This window comes from Cellulomonas denverensis, from assembly GCF_012396125.1.
GTDB classification, from domain to species: Bacteria; Actinomycetota; Actinomycetes; order Actinomycetales; family Cellulomonadaceae; genus Cellulomonas; species Cellulomonas denverensis.
Genome location: NZ_JAAXOX010000004.1, coordinates 84071 through 107939, shown reverse-complemented (window position 1 = coordinate 107939; position 23869 = coordinate 84071). Strand labels below are relative to the sequence as shown.

Annotated in this window: 24 protein-coding genes; 18 read left to right on the top strand and 6 right to left on the bottom strand. The window is 73.4% G+C overall.

Features of this window, described 5'->3' with window-relative positions; genetic code table 11:
• Nucleotides 1-183: 183 nt before the first annotated feature.
• From HGA03_RS09810 to HGA03_RS09790, 6 genes are read left to right on the top strand one after another with little or no spacing between them, the layout of a single operon-like run.
• A complete protein-coding gene (locus HGA03_RS09810) occupies nt 184-1263 on the top strand; it encodes a polyprenyl synthetase family protein (protein ID WP_168630087.1) in 1080 nt (359 codons plus the stop codon).
• Nucleotides 1260-2150 carry a phytoene/squalene synthase family protein gene (locus HGA03_RS18880; RefSeq protein WP_239073423.1) on the top strand — a complete coding sequence of 297 codons (891 nt, stop codon included), beginning with the start codon at nt 1260-1262 and terminating at the stop codon, nt 2148-2150. The genes HGA03_RS09810 and HGA03_RS18880 overlap by 4 nt, the downstream gene beginning before the upstream one ends.
• Entirely contained in the window at nt 2147-3751 is a 1605-nt protein-coding gene (gene crtI / locus HGA03_RS09805; protein WP_239073424.1) for a phytoene desaturase family protein, read from the top strand. The genes HGA03_RS18880 and crtI overlap by 4 nt, the downstream gene beginning before the upstream one ends.
• Complete coding sequence (locus HGA03_RS09800) at nt 3742-4092, top strand: lycopene cyclase domain-containing protein (RefSeq protein WP_308439724.1); 351 nt, start codon at nt 3742-3744, stop codon at nt 4090-4092. The genes crtI and HGA03_RS09800 overlap by 10 nt, the downstream gene beginning before the upstream one ends.
• A complete protein-coding gene (locus tag HGA03_RS09795; protein WP_168630085.1) occupies nt 4089-4403 on the top strand; it encodes a lycopene cyclase domain-containing protein in 315 nt (104 codons plus the stop codon). The genes HGA03_RS09800 and HGA03_RS09795 overlap by 4 nt, the downstream gene beginning before the upstream one ends.
• On the top strand, nt 4400-5257 hold the full coding sequence (locus tag HGA03_RS09790) for a prenyltransferase (protein WP_168630084.1): 858 nt from the start codon (nt 4400-4402) through the stop codon (nt 5255-5257). The genes HGA03_RS09795 and HGA03_RS09790 overlap by 4 nt, the downstream gene beginning before the upstream one ends.
• A gap of 253 nt (nt 5258-5510) precedes the next feature.
• Here the strand turns inward: HGA03_RS09790 and surE are convergent, their stop codons facing one another.
• Nucleotides 5511-6269, bottom strand: coding sequence for a 5'/3'-nucleotidase SurE (gene surE, locus HGA03_RS09785; RefSeq protein ID WP_239073425.1), 759 nt, complete (start codon nt 6267-6269; stop codon nt 5511-5513).
• The gene (locus HGA03_RS09780; RefSeq protein WP_168630082.1) at nt 6259-7251 is read right to left on the bottom strand and encodes a 1-phosphofructokinase family hexose kinase; all 993 of its coding nucleotides are present in this window, start codon (nt 7249-7251) and stop codon (nt 6259-6261) included. Before HGA03_RS09780 ends, surE begins: the two co-directional genes overlap by 11 nt.
• Before the next feature lie 123 nt (nt 7252-7374).
• Between HGA03_RS09780 and HGA03_RS09775 the strand changes: the two genes are divergently transcribed.
• From HGA03_RS09775 to HGA03_RS09755, 5 genes are all read left to right on the top strand, one after another.
• Nucleotides 7375-9126 (top strand): mechanosensitive ion channel family protein, encoded by a 1752-nt coding sequence (locus HGA03_RS09775; protein WP_308439725.1) that lies wholly within the window; start codon nt 7375-7377, stop codon nt 9124-9126.
• A 169-nt stretch (nt 9127-9295) separates the two neighbouring features.
• Nucleotides 9296-9583, top strand: a complete 288-nt coding sequence (locus HGA03_RS09770) for a hypothetical protein (protein WP_168630081.1) — start codon at nt 9296-9298, stop codon at nt 9581-9583.
• A 136-nt stretch (nt 9584-9719) separates the two neighbouring features.
• On the top strand, nt 9720-11201 hold the full coding sequence (lysS, locus tag HGA03_RS09765; protein ID WP_168630323.1) for a lysine--tRNA ligase: 1482 nt from the start codon (nt 9720-9722) through the stop codon (nt 11199-11201).
• A 20-nt stretch (nt 11202-11221) separates the two neighbouring features.
• The gene (locus HGA03_RS09760; RefSeq protein WP_168630080.1) at nt 11222-11407 is read left to right on the top strand and encodes a hypothetical protein; all 186 of its coding nucleotides are present in this window, start codon (nt 11222-11224) and stop codon (nt 11405-11407) included.
• Between the two features lie 138 nt (nt 11408-11545).
• The gene (locus HGA03_RS09755) at nt 11546-11881 is read left to right on the top strand and encodes a histone-like nucleoid-structuring protein Lsr2 (protein ID WP_168630079.1); all 336 of its coding nucleotides are present in this window, start codon (nt 11546-11548) and stop codon (nt 11879-11881) included.
• Between the two features lie 64 nt (nt 11882-11945).
• Here HGA03_RS09755 and xylB read toward each other — a convergent pair whose 3' ends face one another.
• Entirely contained in the window at nt 11946-13346 is a 1401-nt protein-coding gene (gene xylB, locus HGA03_RS09750) for a xylulokinase (RefSeq protein ID WP_168630078.1), read from the bottom strand.
• 74 nt (nt 13347-13420) lie between these two features.
• A complete protein-coding gene (gene xylA, locus HGA03_RS09745; RefSeq protein WP_168630077.1) occupies nt 13421-14608 on the bottom strand; it encodes a xylose isomerase in 1188 nt (395 codons plus the stop codon).
• A 76-nt stretch (nt 14609-14684) separates the two neighbouring features.
• Here xylA and HGA03_RS09740 point away from each other — a divergent pair, with 76 nt between their 5' ends.
• The 4 genes from HGA03_RS09740 to mshA all read left to right on the top strand — a co-directional run bounded on the left by HGA03_RS09740 (nt 14685) and on the right by mshA (nt 19670).
• Nucleotides 14685-15902 carry an ROK family protein gene (locus HGA03_RS09740; protein WP_168630076.1) on the top strand — a complete coding sequence of 406 codons (1218 nt, stop codon included), beginning with the start codon at nt 14685-14687 and terminating at the stop codon, nt 15900-15902.
• 30 nt (nt 15903-15932) lie between these two features.
• The gene (locus HGA03_RS09735; protein ID WP_168630075.1) at nt 15933-16973 is read left to right on the top strand and encodes a lactonase family protein; all 1041 of its coding nucleotides are present in this window, start codon (nt 15933-15935) and stop codon (nt 16971-16973) included.
• Nucleotides 16970-18358, top strand: coding sequence for a sugar porter family MFS transporter (locus HGA03_RS09730; RefSeq protein WP_168630074.1), 1389 nt, complete (start codon nt 16970-16972; stop codon nt 18356-18358). Before HGA03_RS09735 ends, HGA03_RS09730 begins: the two co-directional genes overlap by 4 nt.
• A 76-nt stretch (nt 18359-18434) precedes the next feature.
• Nucleotides 18435-19670 carry a D-inositol-3-phosphate glycosyltransferase gene (mshA, locus tag HGA03_RS09725; RefSeq protein WP_168630322.1) on the top strand — a complete coding sequence of 412 codons (1236 nt, stop codon included), beginning with the start codon at nt 18435-18437 and terminating at the stop codon, nt 19668-19670.
• 7 nt (nt 19671-19677) lie between these two features.
• On the opposite strand, the gene HGA03_RS09720 is transcribed toward mshA, so the two are convergent.
• Nucleotides 19678-20118 (bottom strand): nitroreductase family deazaflavin-dependent oxidoreductase, encoded by a 441-nt coding sequence (locus tag HGA03_RS09720; protein WP_168630073.1) that lies wholly within the window; start codon nt 20116-20118, stop codon nt 19678-19680.
• 88 nt (nt 20119-20206) lie between these two features.
• Here HGA03_RS09720 and HGA03_RS09715 point away from each other — a divergent pair, with 88 nt between their 5' ends.
• Complete coding sequence (locus tag HGA03_RS09715) at nt 20207-20947, top strand: phosphoglyceromutase (RefSeq protein ID WP_168630072.1); 741 nt, start codon at nt 20207-20209, stop codon at nt 20945-20947.
• A gap of 54 nt (nt 20948-21001) precedes the next feature.
• Here the strand turns inward: HGA03_RS09715 and phoU are convergent, their stop codons facing one another.
• The gene (gene phoU / locus HGA03_RS09710) at nt 21002-21664 is read right to left on the bottom strand and encodes a phosphate signaling complex protein PhoU (RefSeq protein WP_168630071.1); all 663 of its coding nucleotides are present in this window, start codon (nt 21662-21664) and stop codon (nt 21002-21004) included.
• A 190-nt stretch (nt 21665-21854) separates the two neighbouring features.
• On the opposite strand from phoU, the gene HGA03_RS09705 reads away from it, so the two are divergent.
• The gene (locus tag HGA03_RS09705; RefSeq protein ID WP_239073426.1) at nt 21855-23045 is read left to right on the top strand and encodes a sensor histidine kinase; all 1191 of its coding nucleotides are present in this window, start codon (nt 21855-21857) and stop codon (nt 23043-23045) included.
• On the top strand, nt 23042-23761 hold the full coding sequence (locus HGA03_RS09700) for a response regulator transcription factor (protein WP_168630069.1): 720 nt from the start codon (nt 23042-23044) through the stop codon (nt 23759-23761). The genes HGA03_RS09705 and HGA03_RS09700 overlap by 4 nt, the downstream gene beginning before the upstream one ends.
• The last annotated feature ends 108 nt before the right edge of the window (nt 23762-23869 follow it).

The window sequence follows — 23869 nt, the reverse complement described above, 5'->3', positions numbered from 1 at the left end:
GATGGTGGTTCGTGTTCGAACACGGTGGTTTGTGTGAGTTTCCGGATTCCGGTCGTGGGATCGCCGACGGTGAGGGAGAGTGCGTGCACCCGTCGTGCAGTGGCGGGTCGGCAGGTGCTCAGTATGCTGAGGATCTGCCGCGACCGCAGGAGGGCCCCGATGCACCGCACCGAGACACCCCCCGTGGGCACGCGGCTCCCCAGCGACCTGGTGGTCCCGTTCGGGCGCCGGGTCGAGCAGGGGATGGAGCTGGTCCGCGCCGGCCTCGCCGAGCAGGTCGACCTCCGCCGCAGCCGGGCCCGTGACCTCGCGCCGGTGCACGCCGCACTCTGGCGGGCACTCGGCGAGCAGATCGGCGGGCGGCTGATGCGCCCCCGGTTCACCCTGGCCGCCTACCTCGGTCTCGGCGGAGCGGACCCGGCCGCCGCCGCACCCGTGGCCGCCGCCCAGGAGCTGCTGCACACCGCGATGCTGGTGCACGACGACCTGCTCGACCACGACGAGACCCGTCGCGGCCGCCCGAATGTCACCGGCACCGCCCGGCACCGGCTGGCGGGCGCCGGGATCACCGGCCGGGCCGCCGACGACCAGGTGCTCGCGGTCGGCGTGCTCGGCGGGGACGTGGCGCTGGTCGCCGCCCTCGGGCTGGTCACCACCGCCCCGATCGCCCCCGAGGTTGCCCTGCGGGTGCTGCGCACGATGACCGAGTCGGTGGACACCACGGTCGCCGGAGAACTGCTGGACGTCACCGGGGCGCTGTCCGGCCCGGCCGAGGTGGATGCGCTGCGGGTGGCCGAGCTCAAGACCGCGGTCTACTCCTGCTGCACGCCGCTGGCGGTGGGCGCGATCCTGGCCGGGGCGGACGACGGGACCATCGGGGTGCTGGACCGGTTCGGCACCGCCTTCGGGGTGGCCTTCCAGCTGCTGGACGACGAGCTCGGGGTGTTCGGCGACCCGGCGCTGACCGGCAAGTCGACGCTGAGCGACCTGCGCGAGGGCAAGCGCACCGAGCTGCTGCGGCTGACCTTCCTGCGCGCCGATCCGGCCGGACGCCGGGTGCTGGACCGGCACCTCGGTCGCCCGGACCTGGACGAGGCGGGAGCCGCCCGGCTGCGCGCGGTGATCCGGGACTGCGGGGCGCTGCACCAGGCCCAGCAGGTGCGCGCGGCGGCGATCGACCGGGCCCGGACCGCGGTGAGTGCCGGGCTGCCCGGCGAGTTGGCCGACTATCTGACCGGTCTGACCCGGATGCTGGCAGCGTGACCGCAGACGACTCCGCCCGGGCCCGTGCCCTCGCGCTGTACCACCGCACGGCCGCGCGGTCCTGTCACGAGGTGCTCGCCGGGTACTCGACCTCCTTCGGGCTGGGCTCCCGGGTGCTGCCCGTGCGCCAGCGCCGGGACATCGAGGCGGTGTACGCGCTGGTCCGGATCGCGGACGAGGTGGTGGACACCCGGGGCGGTGCGGACGCGGCGCAGGCGCTGGACGAGCTGGCGGGGCAGGTCGCCCGGGCCCTGGTCACCGGCTGGTCGACCAACCTGGTGGTGCACGCCTTCGCCCGGACCGCCCGCCGGGTCGGGATCGGCGCGGAGCTGATCGACCCGTTCTTCGCCTCGATGCGGGCCGACCTGACGATCCGGGTGCACGACGAGGACTCCTACCGCCGGTACATCTACGGCTCCGCGGAGGTGGTCGGGCTGATGTGCCTGGCGGTGTTCCTCAACGCCGACCGTCGCCCCGGCGACCCGCTGCGCACCGCCGACCCGGACACGGTGGCCGGTGCCCGGGCCCTCGGCGCCGCGTTCCAGAAGGTGAACTTCCTGCGCGACCTGGCCGCCGACACCGACGAGCTGGGCCGCCGGTACTTCCCCGGGGTGGGCGACCGGGGCCCCGACCAGCAGCAGTACGCTGCGATCCTGGCCGACATCACCGCGGATGTGGACCGGGCCCGGCGCTCGCTGCCCGCACTGCCCGCCCGGCCGCGCGCCGCGGTGGCGGTGACCCTCGGGCTGTACGACCGGCTGCTCACCCAGCTGGCCGAGCTGCCGCCGGAACAGGTCCGGGAGCGGCGGGTACGGGTGAGTACGCCACGCAAACTGATCGTGCTCGGCCGGACCCTGGCCGGCGAACTGAGCGGAGGTGGCCGGTGAGCGGCCGGGTGATCGTGATCGGCGGCGGCATCGGTGGCCTGGCGACCGCCGCCCTGCTGGCCCGCGGCGGCGCCGAGGTGACGCTGCTGGAACGCCAGGACCGGGTGGGCGGCCGGGCCGGGACCTGGGAACAGGACGGCTTCCGCTTCGACACCGGGCCGTCGTTCTACTTCATGCCCGAGGTCTTCGACCACTTCTTCGCGCTGTTCGGCGAGCGCACCGCCGACCATCTGGACCTGGTGCGGCTCGACCCGGCCTACCGGCTGTTCTCCGAGCCCGACGGCCCCGGGCCGGCACGACCGGTGGAGCTGCCCGCCGACCCGGAGCAGGCCTGGGCGCTGTTCGAGTCGATGGAACCGGGTGCTGGGGCAGCGGTGCGCGAGTATGCGGCGCAGTCCTCGGCGGCGTACCGCACCGCGCTGGACCACTTCCTGTACACCACCTTCGCCCGGCCGGACCGCGCGTTGTCGGCCGACGTGCTGCGCCGCTCCGGCACCCTGGCCGGCCTGCTCAGCCGGACGCTGGCCGACCGGATCGCCCGCACCACCGACCACCCGGTGATCCGGCAGATGCTCGGGTACCACGCGGTCTTCCTGGGCAGTTCGCCCTACCGGGTACCGGCGCTGTATTCGCTGATGAGCCATCTGGACCTGGTCGACGGCGTGCTCTACCCGCGCCGTGGGATGTACACCCTGATCGAGGCGATCGAACGGATCGCCCGGGCCCAGGGCGTGCAGATCCGCACCGGCGCCGATGTGACCGGCATCGAGGTCGATCCGGCCCCCCGCGACCTGCGCCACCCGCGGCGGACCGGCACCGCCCGCGGCGTCCGGCTGGCCTCCGGCGAGCTGCTGCCAGCGGACCTGGTGGTCTCCGCCGCCGATGTCTTCCACACCGAGACCGCGCTGCTGCCCGCCGAGCACAGCGCCCGCCCGGAATCGTGGTGGACCGACCGGGGACCGGGGATCTCGGCGCTGCTGATCATGGCCGGCGTCCGCGGTCCGCTGCCGGAGCTGGCGCACCACTCGCTGTTCTTCACCCGGGACTGGCCGGGCAACTTCGACGCGATCCTCGGGCCGGAGCTGCGGGTGCCGGAGCCGGCCTCGCTGTACGTGTCCCGGACCACCGCCACCGACCCGAACGCCGCCCCGCCCGGGCACGAGACGGTGTTCGTGCTGGTGCCGTTCCCCGCCGACCCCGGGCTGACCGACCTGGACGGCTACGCGGACCGGTTCCTTGACCAGGTGGGCGACTGGGCGGGCATCGACGGACTGCGCTCGCGGGTGGTGACCCGGCGGGTGGTCGGGCCGGCGGACTTCGCCCGGGACTTCTCCGCCTGGCGCGGCACCGCCCTCGGCATGGAGCACACCCTGGCGCAGAGCGCGATGTTCCGGCCGGGCAACCTGTCGCCCACCGTGCCGAACCTGCTCTACACCGGGGCCGGGACCGTGCCGGGCGTCGGTCTGCCGATGTGCCTGATCAGCGCCGAGCTGGTTGCCAAGCGACTGCTGGGCGAGACCTCGCCGACCCCGCTGCCCACCCCACTGCGCCCCGGTTACCTGGATGCCGCCCGGCCGCGGGGTGTGTGGCAGTGGACCTGACCGGCCTGGCCTACCTCGGCGCGCTGCTGGTCTCACTCGGCGGCCTGGCCCTGATCGACCGCCGGTTCCGGCTGGCGTTCTGGGCGCACCCGCGGCGCACCGCGATCTGCCTGGTCATCGGCGTGGCCGGGTTCCTGCTCTGGGACGTGGCCGGACTATTGCTCGGCATCTTCGCCCGTGGGGAGAGCCCGCACATGACCGGGCTGCTGCTCGCCCCGGACCTGCCGGTCGAGGAGGCGGTGTTCCTCACCCTGCTCTGCTACGTGGCGCTGCTGGCCTGGCGCTGGTTCGACCGGCAGGCCGCCCTGCGGGAGCGGTACCGGCAGGAGGAGGACCGATGACCAACATCGTGCTGAACCTGCTGGTGCTGGCGGTGCTGGTCGCGGTGTCCTGGCGGGTGCTGCGCCGGCGGCGGGCCGGGGCGCTGGTGTGGACCGCCTTCCACCTGTGCCTGCTCACGATGATCTTCGACACCCTGATGATCGCCGCCGACCTGTACGTCTTCGACCCGGGCAAGATCCTCGGCGTGTACCTGTGGGGCGCACCGCTGGAGGACTTCGCCTACGCGATCGCCGCCGCCCTGGCGATGCCGGTGCTGTGGACCGTGCTGGCCGCCCGCGACGACCGCCGCCGATCGGAGACCGCCGCGTGAAGGACGTCCTGGCCGCCTCCCGGCCGTTCTCCTGGATCAACACCGCCTACCCGTTCGCCGCCGGGTACCTGATGGCCACCGGCGGCCGGATCGACGCGGCGCTGATCGTCGGCACGCTGTTCTTCCTGATCCCGTACAACCTGCTGATGTACGGCGTGAACGACGTCTTCGACTACGCCTCCGACCTGGCGAACCCGCGCAAGGGCGGCATCGAGGGTGCGCTGGCCGACCGGAGTGCGCACCCGCGGATCCTGTGGGCCGCGGTGGCCGGGACGGTGCCGTTCATCGCGGTGCTGCTGGCGCTGGGGTCGCTCGCCGCCGGGCTGGTGCTGGCGCTGGTGGTCTTCCTGGTGGTCGCGTACTCGGCCCCGGTGCTGCGGTTCAAGGAGCGCCCGGTGCTGGACTCGGCGACCTCCGCGCTGCACTTCGCCGGGCCGCTGCTGTACGCCCTGGTGCTGGCCGGCGCCCCGCTGACCGCCCGCACCACCTGGCCGGTGCTGGTCGCCTTCGTGCTGTGGGGGATGAGCTCGCACGCCTTCGGAGCGGTGCAGGACGTGCGCGCCGACCGGGCGGGCGGGATCGGCTCGGTTGCCACCGTCCTGGGCGCGCACCGCACCGTGGTGGCCGCCACCACCGGCTACCTGCTCGCCGCCGCCGTCCTGCTGGTGCAGCCCTGGCCCGGGGTGCTCGCCGCCCTGCTGCCGCTGCCCTACGCGGTCAGCACCGCCCGGTTCTGGCGGGTCGATGACGACGACTGCGAACGGGCCAACGCGGGCTGGCGGACCTTCCTCTGGCTGAACCTGGTGGTGGGCTTCGCGGTCACGATGCTGCTGATCGCCATCGCCCTGACCTGACGCCGGGAGGCTGCGCGGGCTCGCGCTGTCTGCGCCCGCCCGCCCGCGCTGTCTGCGCCGGCTCGCCCGACCGCGCCCGCCCGCCCGCGCCCGCCTTCCTGCGCCTGCGTCGTCGAGAGTGCACGAATGCACGCCTCACATGGCCTGAAGCGTGCATTCGTGCACTCTCGGCGTGCGGGTCCGAGTACGAGTGCGGGTCGCGAGCGGTGTGCGCGGCGGACGGCGCGGGGCGCGAAGGGCTGAGCTCGGGCGGTCAGCCCGGCAGCGGGTCAGCCAGTTCCGGGAGTTCGGCCCCGGCCTCGAACGCCGGGGCGTGCAGCAGGGTCACGGTCGCCCAGCCGCGGGCCAGCAGGCCGGCGTCGGTGTCCGGCTCCTGGGTGGCGGAGTTCTCCTGGTAGGTCAGCATCAGATTGCCGTGCTCGACCTCCCGGATCCGGGCCTGCACTGCACCGAAGGACGCCAGCGGGGCCTTGCGCAGCCCGCGGACCCGCTCCGGCGGCAGGTCCGGCACGTTGAGGTTGACCACGTGGTTCGGCAGCCGTTCGCGGTCCAGCAGCCAGCGCAGCACGTGCTCGGTGTAGAGCTCGGCGGTGGCCCAGTGCTGCGGGCGGGCGTCGGCCAGGGAGACCGCGAGCCCGCGGATGCCGTGGGTGTTGGCGGACAGCGCGGCGCCGACGGTGCCGGAGTGCAGCACCGCATGCCCGGTGTTGGCGCCCCGGTTCACCCCGGACAGCACGAAGTCCGGCTTCGGGCCGAAGCCACCGTGGGCGGCGACGAAGGCGATCATCGCCGGGGCGGCCCGCACCGCGAAGGACGGCACCCCCTCCGGCAGCCCGGGCGCGTCGTGCCGGTCCACCACCAGCCGGCCGTCCTGTTCGGCGCCCAGCAGGGAGGCCGCGGCACCCGAGGAGTCCCGGGCGGGCGCGGCCACCATCACCTCGGCGCCCACCGCCAGTCCCACCCGGGCCAGCACGGCCAGCCCCTCGGCCTCGATCCCGTCGTCATTGGTCACCAGAATCCGCACCGGTGTCCCTCCCGTCCTCGTCCACGTCGTTGACGCTGATCTGCTCGGCGAACCGCTCGATCTGCTCCCGGTGCCCGGTGCCCAGCCCGCGCCGGGTCACGTTCAGCGCCCCTGCCGCCGCACCCAGCCGGGCGGCCTCGGTCATCGCCAGGCCCCGGCCGACCGCCACCGCGATCCCGGCGGTCATCGAGTCCCCGGCCCCGCGGTGGTCCACCGTGGTCACCACCGGGGCGACCACCTCCCGGACGTGCGCGGCGGTCACCAGCAGCGCCGGGTCGGCCGCCCGGGACACCATCACCGCACGCACCCCCTGGGCGTCGCCGCGGGGGTGGATCAGCCGCCGGGCACCGTCCCGCAGCGCCGGCACCGAGTCGTCCTCGGCCAGCTTGGCCTCCACCAGCTCGGAGTGCGACATCTTGAGCACGTCCACCCCGGCGTTCACCGCCTCCCGGGCGGCATCACCGGACAGATCGGCCACGGTCTTGATCCCGGCGGCGCGCAGGTCGCCGACCAGCCGCCCGAAGAACGACCCGGGCAGCACCCGCGCCGGGAACGCCCCGGTGATCACGCAGACGTCGGCGTCCAACGCCTCCACCAGCGCGGTGCCGTACAGGTCGTCGATCTCGTGCCGGTCCAGCCGGGACGGTGGCATGAACGCCAGCTCCTGCCGCTCGCCGCCGCGCCGGTCGTGCAGGTAGGCGCCGTTCGACCCGGCGGTGCCGATCGCCCGCACCCGCAGGTTCTCCTTCTCGGCCAGGTGGGCCAGCACGGTGCCGGTCTCGCCGCCGAACGGGCCGCACAGCACCACGTCAGCGCCCAGGGAGTAGGCCATCCGCGCCACCCATAGCCCCTGGCCGCCGGGGTGGACGTGCAGCTCGGTGTCCTGGTCCTGGGAGCCGGACTCGATCGTGAGGGTGAGGATCGGGGTCGGCGCGATCACGCAGACCCGCGGGGAACGACTGACCGGCATGCGTGACCTCCGCTGTCGATGAGCGCTCATCGTGACCCGGGCGGCCGTGACCCGCATGTGGGGATGCCGCGAAGGTCTGTCGCAGCGGTGGAGGGCCGGCGGGTCGCGTGCTCGGATGGGGCGGTGACTGAAGAGACTTCTGACGCCGGACAGGTGCTGGTCCCGCTGCTCGCGGTGGCCGGCGCCGTCGTTCTGGCCCTGCTCGCCGCCTGGCTGGTCAAACTGCTGGTGCGGACCCTGGCCACCAAGTCGGTGATCGCCGGCGACCTGGCCCGTCGTGCCCGGCACCCGTTGCGTGCGGTGCTGGTGGTGATCGCGGTCTGGATCGCCCTGCGGGTGTCGGTCCCGGCCGCGACCTGGCGGGACTCGGACTGGCTGGGCGCGGTCCAGCACGTGCTGCTGATCGCCCTGATCGGCACCGGGACCTGGCTGGTCGGCTCGCTCGCCTTCGTGATCGAGGACGCCGCGCTCAGCCGGTACCGGGTCGATGTCCGGGACAACCGGCACGCCCGCCGGGTGCGCACCCAGATCCAGCTGCTGCGCCGGATCACGGTGGCGGCGCTGGTGGTGATCGCGGTGGCCGCGGTGCTGCTGACCTTCCCCGGTGTGAGCGCCTTCGGGGCCAGCCTGCTGGCGTCGGCCGGTGTGCTGTCGATCGTCGCCGGTCTTGCCGCGCAGAGCTCGCTGGCGAACGTCTTCGCCGGGTTGCAGCTGGCCTTCACCGACGCGATCCGGGTGGACGACGTGGTGATCGTCGAGGAGGAGTGGGGCCGGATCGAGGAGATCACCCTGACCTATGTGGTGGTGCACGTCTGGGACGACCGGCGGCTGATCCTGCCGTCGACCTACTTCACCCAGACCCCGTTCGAGAACTGGACCCGCCGCGCCGCCGAGCTGCTGGGCACCGTCGAGCTGGACGTGGACTGGCAGGTGCCGGTGGACGGGATGCGCGCCGAACTGAACCGGCTGCTGGCGGACACCGACCTGTGGGACCGCCGGGTCGGCATCCTGCAGGTCACCGACGCGGTGAACGGCATGGTCCGGCTGCGGGCGCTCGCCTCCGCGGTGGACGCCCCGACCCTGTTCGACCTGCGCTGCTACCTGCGGGAGGGGCTGGTCGCCTGGTTGCAGGCGCACGCCCCGGAGGGCCTGCCGCGCACCCGGCTGGAGACGATCACCCGGTCCACCACCCCGGCCCCGGTCACCGCACCCGACCCGGCCACCGCCGGGATGCCGCAGGACGCCCGCCTGTTCACCGGCAGCGTGGCGGCGATGGAGCGCTCGCGGTCCTTCGCCGGGCCGGGCCAGGACGTGATCGACGAGCGGGAGGAGCACGCCGCGGACGTGGCGGAGCGCTCCGGTGAGCAGCCGGCGGTCGAGGAAGCTGCCGCGCCGACCGCCCCGCGCCGGACCGCCGGGTCGGGCCAGGTGCCGTCGTTCGCGGACACCGACCGGCTGGTGCTGCCGGTGCCGGACGCGGAGCAGCCGGTCGCGCGACTGGGCGTCGCGGACCCGGGGGAGACCGGAACCGTCGCTGGGCCGAACGCACCCGGAGCGTCCCAACCCTCGGCCGAGGCCCCCGCCGTCGATGACACCGCCGCACCGGGACCGGCCCCCACCCCCGGCGCGACCCCGCCGCCGGCGCCGCCGACCGAGCAGCTGCCCCCGGTCCGCCAGGAAAAGAAGTCCTGGGACGACTCCTCCGCCCCGACCCCGGCCAGCACGGCCGCGGACCAGGGCACCGCGGTGCTCCCCGCCGTGCCCGCCGACCCGGAGCCCCAGCCCGCTGACCAGGAGCCGGACACCCCGCCGGACCCGCCGCGCCGTCGCTCGATCCGGTCCAACCCGGTCGATCCCGGCACCGGCGGACGCTGAGCGAACCGCACCGCGCGCCACCTGTCGACCGGGGGACGCTGGGCGGACACCGGGGATCTTGCCCAGCGGACACCGGCTTGCACCGCCCCCCGGCCCCTGGCGACGGTGGAGTGGTCCGAAGGTCGCACCCCCTGGGGGACGGCCCGACCCGGCAACGAGAGGAGCCCCCGTGCTCACCTTGACCGAGAACGCCAGCACTGCCGTCCGTGACCTGACCGAGCGTGCGGGCCTGCCCGACTCGGGTGGGCTGCGCATCGCGGAGTCCGAGCAGCAGGCGGGCAGCTTCGAGCTCGCCCTGGTGCCCGAGGCCGCCCCGGGTGACGACGTGATCGACGCCGGCGGCGCGACCGTGTTCGTGTCGCAGTCGACCTCGCCCGCCCTGTCCGACCTGCAGCTGGACGCGGACCCGACCGTCTCCGGCGGTCCGGGCTTCACGCTCACCCCGCAGCAGGTCTGACCCTGCCCGGCCGATCAGGCCCGGCGCCCATCCGTGGGTGCCGGGCCTGACGTCTGTCCGGCGCCGAACGCTCGATAGGATCGCCCGCGTGACTGACACGCCCGCCGCCCCCGCTGCCACCGACATCCCCGAGCAGATGCGGGTCCGGCGCGAGAAGCGCGACCGGTTGCTCGCCGAGGGCCAGCAGGCCTATCCGGTCGGCGTCCCGCGTACCCACACCATCGCCCAGGTCCGGGCCGCGCACCCCGACCTGGAGCCGGGCCAGGAGACCGAGGACGTGGTCGGCGTGGCCGGCCGGGTGGTCTTCCTGCGCAACACCGGCAAGCTGTGCTTCGCCACCCTGCAGGACGGCGAGGGCAACCGGCTGCAGGCGATGCTGAGCCTGGCCAATGTCGGCGAGGAGCGGCTGGCCGCGTTCAAGTCCGATGTCGACCTGGGCGACCACCTGTTCGTGCACGGCACGGTGGTGTCCTCCCGGCGGGGCGAGCTGTCGGTGATGGCCGATTCCTGGCAGCTGGCCGCCAAGTCGCTGCGCCCGCTGCCGAACCTGTACGCCAAGGGTGAGGAGGGCGGCCCGGAGCTGTCCGAGGAACTGCGGGTCCGCCAGCGCTACGTCGACCTGATCGTCCGCCCGGCCGCCCGCGACATGGTCCGCCGCCGGGCCCAGGTGGTGCGCTCGCTGCGGGAGAACTTCCACCGCCGGGACTTCATCGAGGTGGAGACCCCGATGTTGCAGACCCAGCCCGGTGGTGCGGCGGCGCGCCCGTTCGTCACGCACATGAACGCCTTCGACATCGATCTGTACCTGCGGATCGCCCCCGAGCTGTTCCTCAAGGAGGCGGCGGTCGGCGGTCTGGAGCGGGTGTTCGAGATCAACCGGAACTTCCGCAATGAGGGCGCGGATTCCACACATTCGCCGGAGTTCGCGATGCTGGAGGCCTACGAGGCGTACGGCAGCTACGACACGATGGCGGCGCTGACCCAGGACCTGGTGCAGACCGCCGCCCTGGACGCCCTCGGTTCCACGCTGGTCACGCTGCCGGACGGCACGGAGTACGACCTGGGCGGGGAATGGGCGCAGGTCAGCATGTATCCGGCGCTGTCCGAGGCGCTCGGGGAGGAGATCACGCCCGAGACCACCGTGGAGCGGTTGCAGGCATTCGCCGACCGGTTCGAGATCGCCCTGGATCCGAAGAATGTCACCCACGGCAAGCTGGTCGAGAGCCTGTTCGAGCACCTGATCGGCGACCACCTGTACGCGCCGACCTTCGTGCGGGACTTCCCGCTCGACACCAGCCCGCTGACCCGCGACCACCGCAGCATCCACGGCGTGGTGGAGAAGTGGGACCTGTACGTGCGCGGCTTCGAGCTGGCCACCGCGTACTCGGAGCTGGTGGACCCGGTGATCCAGCGCCGGCGGTTCGAGGCGCAGGCGCTGCTGGCCGCGGCCGGTGACGAGGAGGCGATGCGGGTGGACGAGGACTTCCTCACCGCGATGGAGTACGCCCTGCCGCCCACGGGTGGGATGGGCATGGGCATCGACCGCCTGCTGATGGCCCTGACCGGTGCCGGAATCCGGGAGACCATCCTGTTCCCCCTGGTCAAGCCGCAGTCCTGATCGAGGCATATTCTGCTGACATGAATCTGCTGCCCGCCCTCGCCGCGATCATCCCCTCGCTCGGGGTGGGGATCATCTTCTGGGTGGCGATCCGCGCGTTGATGAACGCGGACCGCACCGAACGTGCCGCTTTGGCGCGGATGGACGCCGCCGAGCGCGCCGCTGTCACGTCAGAGGATGACGGGTCGTCATCGCACCGCGAATGATCGCAATCGCTCAAAGGGTCATGAGAATTCGGCGCCACGCTTTGACGGGCGGCTCCGGAGCGTGCATGCTTTCGCGGGACAGATCGTCTGCCGCTTTTCTGGGGGTCGGCGGCCGCATGAATGATCCTGGAGGACGACATGGCACAGAAGGTTCAGGTTCTGCTGGTCGATGACATCGACGGTGGCACCGCGGAGGAGACCGTCACGTTCGCGCTCGACGGTGTGCAGTACGAGATCGACCTGTCCGCGGAGCACGCCGCCGAACTGCGGAACGCCTTCGGCACCTGGGTGGGTCACGCACGCAAGGTGAGCGGCCGTGGCAGCCGGGGTGGTTCGTCCTCCGGGTCCGCGCGCCCGCGCCGGTCCAGCGACGCCGGCGACGTCCGGGCCTGGGCGAAGGAGAACGGCTACGAGGTCTCCGAGCGGGGTCGCATCTCCGCCGAGATCCGCGAGGCCTACGCCGCCGCGCACTGACGCCACACGCGAACGGCCCGGCTCCCCACGGTGGGGGCCGGGCCGTTCGTCGTACCGGGGCCGGTCAGGGCCGCTTGGCGGTCAGCTCCCGCACCGCGGCGTACTGCTCCCGGACCTGCGGGGTGGGCTCGGCGGTGTAGACCTCGGACTCACCGGCGGCCGACCAGGCCGGGGGAGTGTCCGCACCGCTGAGCACCCAGGCGGCCTGGCGGGCGGCACCGTCGGCCACGTACTCGCCCGGGGTGGGCACCGTGACATCGAGTCCCAGCACCGCCGGGGCGATCCGGCGCACCGCCTCGGACTGCGCGCCGCCGCCGATCAGGAACACCCGCTCCACCGGCACGCCCAGGACGCGCAGCGCGTCCAGCCCGTCGGCGAGGGCGCAGAGCATGCCCTCCACCGCCGCCCGGGCCAGGTGGGCCGGGGTGGTGTTCGCCAGTCGCATCCCGTGCAGGGCGCCGGTGGCGTCCGGCCGGTTCGGGGTGCGCTCGCCCTCCAGGTACGGGATGTGCACCAGCCCGTCGGCGCCGGCGGGTGCGGACAGTGCCAGCGCGGACAGCCCGGCGTGGTCCACCCCGAGCATCCGGGCCGCGGCGTCGAGCACCCGGGAGGCGTTCAGCGTGCAGGCCAGCGGCAGGTAGGCGCCCGAGGCGTCGGCGAAGCCGGTGACCATCCCGCTGCCGTCCGCGGTGGGTCGCGCCGAGATCGCGCTGACCACGCCGGAGGTGCCGATCGAGATCGCCACGTCACCGGTGCCCAGGCCGAGCCCGAGCGCCGCGGCGGCGTTGTCGCCCGCGCCGGGGCCGAGCAGGGCGCCGCCGGGGGTGCGCCCGGCGACGGCGTGCGGGGCGACCACCGTGGGCAGCACCGCGTCATGTCCGAGTGCCAGCTCCAGCAGGTCGCGGCGGTAGTCCTCGGTGAACGGCGACCAGTAGCCGGTGCCGGAGGCGTCCGACCGGTCGGTGGTCAGCGCGGCCAGGTCGGTGCTGCCGGCCAGTCGCCAGGTCAGCCAGTCGTGCGGCAGGGCGACCGCGGCGACCCGGGCCGCGTTCTGCGGCTCGTGGTCACGCAACCAGCGCAGCTTGGTGACGGTGAGCGAGGCGACCGGCACCGAGCCGATCGCGTCCGCCCAGGCCTGGCCACCGCCGAGCTCGTCGATCAGGTCCAGGGCACTGGGGGCGGAGCGGGTGTCGTTCCAGAGCAGGGCGTCCCGGATCACCCGGCCCTCGGCGTCCAGCGCGACCATGCCGTGCTGCTGACCGCCGACGGCCAGCGCCTCGACGTCGTCCAGGCCACCGGCATCCGCGGCGGCGGCCTGGAAGGCCTCCCACCAGCGCTCCGGGGCGACCTCGGTGCCGTCCGGGTGCGAGGCGCGGCCGGTGCGCACCAGGGCGCCGGTCTCCGCGTCGCGGACGACGATCTTGCAGGACTGGGTGGAGGAGTCCACCCCGGCGACCAGCGCCATCGCTTCGGTCCCTTCCTCAGGTGCGAGTCGGGACCCGGCGGCGGGTGCCACCGGGTCCCGACGGGTCGGTCGGCTCAGCGAGCGCCGAGCGCGTGCTCCAGCGCGAGCTGGTTCAGCCGGACGAAGCCGAAGCCGCGCTCGGCGACGCCCTCGACGTCGAAGTCCTCGAACGCGGACCGGTCGGCCAGCAGATCGGCCAGGGTCTCACCCTCGCCGAGGGTCGGCTGCGACAGCTCCAGCACGCCGGAGGCCTCCAGCGCCTCCTGCACCTCGGGGTCGGCGCGGAACGCCAGCGCCCGCTCCTTCAGCAGCAGGTAGGTCGCCATGTTGGCCTTGGCCGACTCCCACACACCCTCGAAGTCCTCGGTGCGGGACGGCTTGTAGTCGAAGTGCCGCGGGCCGTCGTAGCGCGGGCCGCCGCCGGGGAAGCCGTTCTCGATCAGGTCGACGGTGGCGAAGGCGCTGAACAGGTCGCCGTGGCCGAACACCAGGTCCTGGTCGTACTTGATCGAGCGCTGGCCGTTGAGGTCGATGTGGAACAGCTTGCCCGCCCACAGCGCCTCGGCGATGCCCTGGGTGTAGTTCAGGCCGGCCATCTGCTCGTGACCGGTCTCCGGGTTCAGGCCGACGATGTCGCCGTGCTCCAGCTTGGCGATCAGGGCGAGCGCGTGGCCGATGGTCGGCAGCAGGATGTCGCCGCGGGGCTCGTTCGGCTTCGGCTCGATCGCGATCCGCAGGCCGTAGCCCTTCTCCTTGATGTACGCCGCGACGGTGTCGATGCCCTCGGCGTAGCGGTCGTGCGCGGCGTTGAGGTCCTTGGCCGAGTCGTACTCGGCGCCCTCGCGGCCGCCCCACATCACGAAGGTGTCGGCGCCGAGCTCGGCGGCCAGGTCCACGTTGCGGATGACCTTGCGCAAGCCGTAGCGGCGCACCCGGCGGTCGTTCGAGGTGAACGCGCCGTCCTTGAAGATCGGGTGGCTGAAGGTGTTGGTGGTGACCATCTCCACCGTGATGCCGGTGTCGGCCAGCGCCTGCTTGAACCGGGCGAGGATCCGGTCGCGCTCGGCGTCGTCCGAGCCGAAGGGGACCACGTCGTCGTCGTGGAAGGTCACGTGGGCGGCACCGAGCTCGGCGAGCTTGTGCACGGACTCCACCGGGTCGAGCCACGGGCGGCTCGCGCTGCCGAACTGGTCCTGGGCGTTCCAGCCGACGGTCCAGAGACCGAAGGAGAACTTGTCTGCGGGGGTCGGCGTGGCCGCCATGGGAGTTCCTCCTCGTTGAGACAACGATTTGTTGTGCCAACGAACTTATCCGCCCGAACACGGTAGGGTCAAGCGCATGAGAGCCACCGGCACCCCCGCCCGCCAGGGGACGCTGCGCGAGCACAATCTCCGGCTGGTGCTGGGGCACGTGCTGGACGCGGCCGCCGGTGCCGACCCCGCTCCGCCGTCCCGTGCCGACGTGGCCACCGCCACCGGGCTGACCCGCGGATCGGTGTCCGCGCTGGTCGATCTGCTGATCTCCGCCCGGCTGATCGCCGAGCTGCCACCGGTCGCCACCGCCCGGGCCGGTCGCCCCGCCGTCCCGCTGGTGCCCGCCGCCGGGACCGTCGCCGGGATCGGTGCCGAGGTGAATGTCGACTACCTCGGGGTGCGGGCGCTCGACCTGTCCGGCCGGGTGCTCGGGCACCGGACCGCCGACGGCGACTTCCGGGATTCCGAGCCCGCGGCGGTGCTGGCCCGGCTGGCCGTCCTGATCGGCGAGCTGCGCGCCGACCTGCCCACCGACCTGCGCGCCGCCGGGGTCTGCCTCGCCCTGCCCGGACTGGTGGACCGGGTGACCGGACCGCTGCGCCAGGCGCCGAACCTCGGCTGGCGGGACGTGGACGTGGCCGCGCTGCTCACCGGGCACCCGGAGCTGGACGGACTGCCGGTCCGGTTGGCGAACGAGGCGAACCTGGCCGCCCGCGCCGAGTCCTGGGCCGGGCAGGCCGGGGACTCGTTCGTCTACGTCTCCGGTGAGGTCGGCATCGGTGCCGCCGTGGTGCTCGGCGGCGAGGTCTTCGCCGGACGGCACGGCTGGGCGGGGGAGATCGGGCACACCGCGGTCGAGCCGGAGGGCCCGCCGTGCACCTGTGGCGCCCGGGGCTGCCTGGAGCAGTACGCCGGCAAGGACGCCCTGCTGCGCGCGGCGGGCCGGCCGCTGTCCGAGAGCGTGGACGACCTGGTCGCCGCGGCCGCGGGTGGCGACCTGGCCGCCGCCACCGCCCTGCGCCGGGGTGGCGACGCGCTCGGCGTGGCGCTGGCCAACTTCGTGAACCTGGTGGACGTGGAGCGGGTGGTGCTCGGCGGGATCTACGCACCGCTGGCCCCCTGGCTGACCGACCCGGTGATCGCCCAGCTGCGCACCCGGGTGCTGGCCGCCGCCTGGGAGGACGCCCGGGTGCAGGTGGCCGCCGGGGGTCCGCACGCCGCGCTCACCGGCGCGGCACTGGCCGTGCTGCGCACCGTGGTCGAGGATCCGTCCGCGTGGGTGCCGCTGCCCGCCGAGGCGTGAGGCCCGCGCGGGCGCACGTAGGCTCTGCGCGTGACAGAGCAGCGACGCGATCTGTGGATCGGCACCTATCCCGCCGCCGGAGCCGGGACCCCCGTGGGTCGGGGCGAGGGCATCTGGCGGGTGGGGCTGGACACCACCACCGGCACCCTGACCGCCCCCGAACTGGTCCGGGCCACCCCCGCCCCCTCCTTCCTGGCGCTGGACCGCGCCTCCGGGGTGCTCTACGCGGTCGGGGAGGACGGCCAGGGCACGGTCAGTGCCTTCCGGCCGACCGGCACCGGCCTGGAGCCGCTGGGCACCGCGTCCAGCGGCGGCGCCGACCCCTGCCACCTGCTGGTGGACCCGCAGGGCCGCGCGCTCTACGTCACCAACTACAGCTCCGGCACCCTGGCGGTGTTCCGGATCGGCCCGGACGGGCTGACCGGCACCGCCCCGGACCAGATCTTCGGCCACAGCGGCACCGGCCCGGTCGCCGACCGGCAGGACGGGCCGCACGCGCACTTCGCCGCCCTGGCCCCCGGTGGCGCCCACCTGCTGGTCAGTGACCTCGGCACCGACCAGCTGCGCCGCTACCGCCGGGACCCGGAGACCGGCCTGCTCGCCGACGACGGGATCGCCGCCACCTTCGCCCCCGGCTCCGGCCCCCGGCACCTGGTGTTCTCCGCCGACGGCCGGATCGCCTACGTCGCCTGCGAGCTGGACGACACGGTGACCGTGCTGGCCTGGGACCCGGCCTCGGCCACCGGCACCGTGGTCCAGCACGTGCCGGCCCAGGAGTCCGGCTCCTCCACCGTCGAGTCCTTCCCCAGCCACATCGACCGGGACGGCCACCGGGTCCTGGTCACCACCCGGGGCCCGGACCGGCTGGCCACCTTCGCCGCCGGGCCGGACGGTCTGCTCGCCCCGGCCGGCCAGGTGTCGCTGCCCGGTGACTGGCCCCGGCACTTCGCGATCGTCGAGGACCTGGTGGTGGTCGCCGACCAGACCTCCGGCACCCTGACCGTGCTCCGGGACGGCGTGCCCACCGCGCAGATCCCGCTACCGGCCCCCGCCTGCGTGCTGCCGGCATGACCACCGCCCGCTCCACCACCGCCCGCTCCGCCCAGCAGCGCCTGGGCCGGATCGCGCTGATCGCCACCGCCGGCGGCCTGCTGTTCGGCTACGACACCGGCGTGATCAACGGCGCCCTGGACCCGATGTCCGCCGACCTCGGGCTGAGCACCTCGGCCGAGGGTGTGGTCACCGCCAGCCTGCTGGTCGGCGCCGCGCTCGGGGCGGTCGGGGCCGGGCGGCTGGCCGACGCGCTGGGCCGCCGGCGCACGCTGCTGGTGCTGGCGACGCTGTTCTTCGCCGGGGCGGTCGGGTCGGTGCTGGCGCCCGGCCTGGCGTTCATGCTGGCGATGCGGTTCCTGCTCGGCCTCGCGGTCGGCGGCGCCTCGGTCACCGTGCCGGTCTACCTGGCCGAGCTCGCCCCCACCGAGCGGCGCGGCGCGCTGACCGGGCGGAACGAGATCGCGATCGTGATCGGCCAGCTCGCCGCGTTCACGATCAATGCGGTGATCGGCACCCTCTGGGGTGAACACGCCGGGGTGTGGCGGGCGATGCTGGCGATCCAGGCGCTGCCGGCGATCGTGCTGTTCGCCGGGATGCTGCGGATGCCCGAGTCCCCGCGCTGGCTGGTGGCCCGCGGCAGGGACGACGAGGCGCTCGCGGTGCTGGGCCAGGTCCGCGAGGGCGACCGGGCCCGGAACGAGCTGGCCGAGATCCGCGCGCTGGTCGACGCCGAGCGGCACCAGGCGCGGGCCGGCTGGGCCGATCTGCGGCTGGGCTGGGTGCGCCGCCTGGTGCTGATCGGGATCGGCGTCGCGGTGATCAACCAGACCGGCGGCATCAACGCGGTGATGTACTACGGCACCCAGCTGCTGCGCCGCACCGGGTTCAGCGGCGACGTCGCCCTGATGACCAACGTGCTGAACGGCGTGTTCTCGGTGATCGGGATGCTGGTGGCGCTGGCGATCATCGACCGGCTGGACCGGCGCACGATCATGATGCTCGGCCTGGCCGGGGTGGTGTTCAGCCACCTGGCGGTGGCGCTGTGCTCGGCGCTGATCCCGGACGGCACCGGCCGGTCGGTGGCGGTGACCGTGTTCCTGGTGCTGTTCGTCTTCTTCAACCAGGCGTCGGTCGGCCTGCTGTGCTGGGTGGTGCTGGCCGAACTGTTCCCGCTGCGGCTGCGCGGCTTCGCGATCGGGCTGTGCGTGTTCTTCAACTGGACGTCGAACGCGCTGATCAGCGGCTTCTTCCCGTCGATCGTCTCGGCCGCCGGGATCACCGCCACCTTCGCCGGATTCGCCGCGGTGAACGTGCTGGCCTGGTGCTTCGTCCGGTTCGTGCTGCCGGAGACCCGGAACCGGTCGCTGGAGGAACTGGAACAGAGTTTCCGCACGGCGGGTTGAACCTCCCGGGCAGAATGGCCCGCGTCCGTCGTCGTCCCAGGGAGTGCCCGTGTCCACGCACCGCCAGCGCATCGCCATGCTGAGCGTGCACACCTCGCCCCTGGACCAGCCCGGCACCGGTGACGCCGGCGGGATGAACGTCTACATCGCCGAACTGTCCCGGGCACTGGCCCGCCGGGGCGCCACGGTGGAGATCTACACCCGGGCCACCAGCTCCACCCAGCCGGACACCGTGCCGCTGGACGGCGACGACGAGCGGGTGCTGGTGCACCACGTGCTGGCCGGCCCGTACGAGGGCCTGGACAAGAACGACCTGCCCGGTCAGCTGTGCGCGATGACCGCCGGGGTGCTGCGGTCCGGAGCGCACCGCCCGGCGGGCTGGTTCGACGTGGTGCACGCGCACTACTGGCTGTCCGGCCAGGTCGGCTGGCTGGCCGCCGAGCGCTGGGACGTGCCGATGGTGGCGACCATGCACACCCTGGCCCGGGTCAAGAACGCCACCCTGGCCCCGGACGACACCCCGGAGCCGCCCGGCCGGGAGATCGGTGAGGAGCAGGTGGTCGCCGCCGCGGACGCGCTGATCGCGAACACCGCGGAGGAGGCACACGAGCTGGTCGAGCTCTACGACGCCGACCCGGCCACCGTGCACGTGGTCGCCCCCGGCGTGGACCTGCGCACCTTCACCCCAGCCCGGGACGAGGCCGAGCGGATGGCCTGGCGGCGCGAGCTCGGGCTGCCCACCGACCGGGACGTGTTGCTGTTCGCCGGCCGGGTGCAGCCGCTCAAGGCGCCGGACGTGCTGGTCCGGGCGCTCGGCGTGCTGCGGGCCCAGGGCCGGCCGGTGCCGCTGCTGGTGGTGCTCGGTGGCCCCTCCGGGCGGCCGGGCGCGCTGCGCGACCTGCGCGCGCTGGCCGAGGCCTGCGGAGTGTCGGACCAGGTGTGGTTCCGGCCGCCGGTGGCCCGTCCGGTGCTGGCCCGCTGGCTGGGCGCCGCCGATCTGGTGGCGATGCCGTCCCGCAGCGAGTCCTTCGGGCTGGTCGCGGTGGAGGCGCAGGCGGCCGGCACCCCGGTGGTGGCCACCGCGGTGGGCGGGCTGCGCTCGGTGGTCGCGGACGGGATCTCCGGCCGGCAGGTGCGCGGGCACGACCCGGCGCGCTGGGCGGACGCGATCGCCGCGCTGCTGGCCGACCCGGCGGTGCGCACCGACTGGCGCCGGGCGGCCCGGCGGGTGGCGGCGGGCTACGGCTGGGACGCCACCGCCGAGCAGGTGCTCAAGGTGTACGCCCTGGCCGCCCAGCACCGCCGGGCCTGAGCCGGCGTCAGTCCTGGATCGGCTCCGCCAGGAACACCGGGATCACCCGGTCGGTCTTGGTCTGGTAGTCCGCGTAGTCGGGGTAGGCGGCGACCGCCCGCTCCCACCACAGCGCCCGCTCGTCGCCCTCGATCTCCCGGACCCGGTAGGACGCCTTGTGCGGACCGTCCTGGAGGTCGATCTCCGGGTGCGCGACCAGGTTGGCGTACCAGCCCGGGTTCTTCGGCGCGCCGCCGAGGGAAGCGACCACCGCGTACACCCCGTCGTGCTCCACCCGCATCACCGGGATCTTGCGCACCTTGCCGCTCTTGGCGCCCAGCATGGTCACCACGACCACCGGCATGCCACGCAGTTCGGTGCCCTCGGTGCCACCGGAACGCTCGATCGTCTCGACCTGGTCGCGGACCCACGCCTGCGGGCTGGGCTCGTACTCGCCTGTGATAGCCATACCGCTGCGAACACCGCACCGGCCGCGGCTGTTCCGCGGGTCGAACGTCCCCCGACGCTTCGCCGCGGTGTGCGGCAGGATGGGACCCATGACCTACACCCTGGTGCTGCTCCGCCACGGCGAGAGCGAATGGAACGCCAAGAACCTGTTCACCGGCTGGGTGGACGTGGCCCTGTCGGAGAAGGGCGTCGCCGAGGCCAAGCGCGGCGGCACCCTGCTGACTGATGCCGGCGTGCTGCCGGACGTCGTGCACACCTCGCTGCTGCGCCGCGCGATCACCACCGCGAACTACGCGCTGGACACCGCCGACCGGCTCTGGATCCCGGTCAAGCGCTCCTGGCGCCTGAACGAGCGTCACTACGGCGCGCTGCAGGGCAAGGACAAGAAGCAGACCCTGGCCGAGTTCGGCGAGGAGCAGTTCATGCTCTGGCGCCGGTCCTACGACGTGCCGCCGCCGGACATCGAGCTGGGCTCCGAGTTCTCCCAGGACTCCGACCCGCGCTACGCCGGTGAGCCGATCCCGCGCGCCGAGGCGCTCAAGCAGGTGCTCGACCGTGCCCTGCCGTACTGGAACTCCGACATCGTGCCGGACCTCAAGGACGGCAAGACCGTCCTGGTCGCCGCGCACGGCAACTCGATCCGCGCCATCGTGAAGTACCTGGACGACGTGGACGACGACACCATCGCCGGGATCAACATCCCGACCGGCATCCCGCTGGTGTACCACCTGGACGAGGAGACGCTGAAGCCCACCAACCCGGGCGGCACCTACCTCGACCCGGAGGCCGCGGCGGAGGCGATCAAGGCCGTCGCCAACCAGGGTCGCTGACACCCACGACGAAGGCCCGGTCCGCATCGGACCGGGCCTTCGTCATGTCCGGGGTCAGTGCGCGGCGCTGGGGTCCCCGGCGAAGTCGCCGGTCACCAGGAAGGTGATCCGCTTGGCGATCGACACCGCGTGGTCGCCGAACCGCTCGTAGTACCGGCCGAGCAGCGTGACGTCGACGGTCTGCTGCGGGGTCCCGGTCCAGCCGGAGCCGAGCAGCACCCGGAACGTCTCCTCGTGCAGGTGGTCCAGCCGGTCGTCCTCCGCCAGGATCGCGGCGGCCACCTCCAGGTCGTGGCTGTGCAGCACCTCGGTGGTCTTGGCGGCCACCCGGACCGCGGCCTCGTTCATCTCGGCGAACACCGCGGCCAGTGCCGGGTCCACCGCCGGGTGCGGGTAGCTGCGCCGGGCCACCTGCGCCACGTGCCGGGCCAGATCGCCCATCCGCTCCAGGGTGGCGCTCATCCGCAGCGCGGAGACCACCACCCGCAGGTCGGTGGCCACCGGCTGCTGCTGGGCCAGCAGCAGCACGCACCGCTCGTCCAGGTCGCGCTCCAGGGCGTCGATCGCCAGGTCGTCGGCGATCACGGACTCGGCCAGGGTCAGGTCCTGGCGGGCCAGCGCCTCCCCGGCTGCGGTGATGGCGTGCTCCACCCGGCGGCTCATCGCCACCAGATCGTCGCCGAGCTGCTTGAGCTCGGCGTCGAAGATCTCCCGCATACGTGCGTCCTCTCCTTCATGCGCGCGCACGTCCGTGCGCAGACCGGCCCCCACGCTTCCATGCGGAGGTGAACTGCTGGGTGAACGCCACGTCGCCGCGCGGTGAACGCCGGTGAACACTCATCGTCCTCGCCCCGGGATCATGCGTCGAGGGCGCGATCCCGGTCCTGGGCGGCCGTACGCTGACGGCGTGGAGGGGCTGACAGGGCTGATGATGCTCGCCGCCGGGGGTCTGGGACTCGTGGTCGGTGTGGGGGCGACGCTGGCGTTCCGGTGGAGCGAGCGCGCCCAGCGCACCGTGCCCGAACGACCCGAGCTGGTGCTGGACGACGGGCTGGTCCGGGTGCTGGCCGTGCTGCGCTCGGCGGCCGTGGTGCTCGGCGACGACGACCAGGTGATCCGGGCCAGCCCGCCCGCCTACGCCTACGGGGTGGTGCGGGACGGCCAGATCGTGCACGCCGCGATCCGGGAGCTGATCGAGGACGTCCGGCGCACCGGGGTGATCCGGGACGAGGAACTGGAGCTGCCCCGCGGCCCGCTCGGCCCCGGCACGATCATGTTGCAGGTCCGGGTCGCCCAGCTCGGCCCCGGGCAGCTGCTGGTCCTGGCCGAGGACCGCACCCAGGCCCGCCGGCTGGAGGCGATCCGCCGCGACTTCGTGGTGAACGTATCCCACGAGCTGAAGACCCCGGTCGGCGCGATCTCGCTGCTGGCCGAGACGGTCCAGGACGCCGCGGACGACCCGGAGGCGGTCCGCCGGTTCGCCGGCCGGATGATCGCCGAGTCCCAGCGGCTGTCCGCCCTGGTGCACGAGATCCTGGAACTGTCCCGGTTGCAGGTGGCCGGTGCGCTGCAGGAGATCCAGGTGATCGACGTGGACGCGGTGATCGCCGAGGCGGTGGACCGCGCCCGGACCGGGGCACTGGCCAAGCAGATCGACCTGGACGTCGGCGGGCAGAGCGGTGCCCAGGTGTTCGGCGACCCGACCATGCTGGTCCAGGCGGTGCGCAACCTGTTGGACAACGCGGTCTCCTACTCCCCGCCCGGCACCCATGTCGGGGTCGGGGTGCGCGCCCAGGACGGGCTGGTGGAGATCGCCGTCGTGGACCAGGGCATCGGCATCCCGGCCGAGGAGCAGGACCGGGTCTTCGAACGGTTCTACCGGGTGGACCCGGCCCGCAGCCGGGAGACCGGCGGCACCGGGCTCGGCCTGTCCATCGTCAAGCACGTCGCGGCCGACCACGGCGGTGACGTCCAGGTCTGGTCCCAGCCCGGCCGCGGTTCCACCTTCACCCTCCGCCTGCCCAAGGCGGCCTCCGCCGAGGAAGTCGAGGCCCACCAGCGGGCGCTCGACAGCGACCCGAAAGGCCTGACCCTGTGACCCGCATCCTGCTCGTCGAGGACGAGGAGTCCTACCGCGACCCGCTGGCCTACCTGCTGACCCGGGAGGGCTACCAGGTCTCCACGGCCGCCACCGGCACCGAGGCGGTCGAGCGCTTCGACGCCGAGGGCGCGGACCTGGTGCTGCTCGACCTGATGCTGCCCGGCATCTCCGGCACCGAGGTCTGCCGCCACATCCGGCAGAGCTCGGATGTGCCGGTGATCATGCTGACCGCCAAGGACTCCGAGATCGACAAGGTGGTCGGGCTGGAACTGGGCGCCGACGACTACGTCACCAAGCCGTACTCGTCCCGGGAGCTGCTGGCCCGGGTGCGGGCGGTGCTGCGCCGCCGGGTCACCGGTGCCGCCCCCGCCGGTGAGGAGGAGGACGACGACGACCACGTCCTGGTGTCCGGGCCGGTGCGGATGGACGTCGAGCGGCACGTGGTCACGGTGAACGGCCAGCCGGTGGCCTTCCCGCTCAAGGAGTTCGAGCTGCTGGAGCTGCTGCTGCGCAACGCCGGCCGGGTGCTGACCCGGGCGCAGCTGATCGACCGGGTCTGGGGCACCGACTACGTGGGGGACACCAAGACCCTGGACGTCCACGTCAAGCGGGTCCGGGCCAAGATCGAGCCGGACCCGGGCAACCCGGTGCTGCTGCTGACCGTGCGCGGGCTGGGCTACAAGCTCAACGACGACAGCCGGGTCACCGCCTGAGACCCGAGTGTTGCACCGTCGTTCACCCGGGGTTCACCCGGTGACGGATGACCGGTCACCTGACGCTCCTACCGTCGTCCTCGGTCGCGCACTATCAGGGTGCGCGCG

Bases quoted from the DNA above. Each gene is read 5' to 3' on its own strand.
- HGA03_RS09795 (WP_168630085.1), top strand. From the start codon at position 4,089: ATGACCAACATCGTGCTGAACCTGCTGGTGCTGGCGGTGCTGGTCGCG.
- HGA03_RS09780 (WP_168630082.1), bottom strand. From the start codon at position 7,251: ATGCCGGTCAGTCGTTCCCCGCGGGTCTGCGTGATCGCGCCGACCCCG.
- lysS (WP_168630323.1), top strand. From the start codon at position 9,720: ATGCGGGTCCGGCGCGAGAAGCGCGACCGGTTGCTCGCCGAGGGCCAG.
- HGA03_RS09760 (WP_168630080.1), top strand. From the start codon at position 11,222: ATGAATCTGCTGCCCGCCCTCGCCGCGATCATCCCCTCGCTCGGGGTG.
- HGA03_RS09755 (WP_168630079.1), top strand. From the start codon at position 11,546: ATGGCACAGAAGGTTCAGGTTCTGCTGGTCGATGACATCGACGGTGGC.
- xylB (WP_168630078.1), bottom strand. From the start codon at position 13,346: ATGGCGCTGGTCGCCGGGGTGGACTCCTCCACCCAGTCCTGCAAGATC.
- xylA (WP_168630077.1), bottom strand. From the start codon at position 14,608: ATGGCGGCCACGCCGACCCCCGCAGACAAGTTCTCCTTCGGTCTCTGG.
- HGA03_RS09740 (WP_168630076.1), top strand. From the start codon at position 14,685: ATGAGAGCCACCGGCACCCCCGCCCGCCAGGGGACGCTGCGCGAGCAC.
- HGA03_RS09730 (WP_168630074.1), top strand. From the start codon at position 16,970: ATGACCACCGCCCGCTCCACCACCGCCCGCTCCGCCCAGCAGCGCCTG.
- mshA (WP_168630322.1), top strand. From the start codon at position 18,435: ATGCTGAGCGTGCACACCTCGCCCCTGGACCAGCCCGGCACCGGTGAC.
- HGA03_RS09720 (WP_168630073.1), bottom strand. From the start codon at position 20,118: ATGGCTATCACAGGCGAGTACGAGCCCAGCCCGCAGGCGTGGGTCCGC.
- HGA03_RS09715 (WP_168630072.1), top strand. From the start codon at position 20,207: ATGACCTACACCCTGGTGCTGCTCCGCCACGGCGAGAGCGAATGGAAC.
- phoU (WP_168630071.1), bottom strand. From the start codon at position 21,664: ATGCGGGAGATCTTCGACGCCGAGCTCAAGCAGCTCGGCGACGATCTG.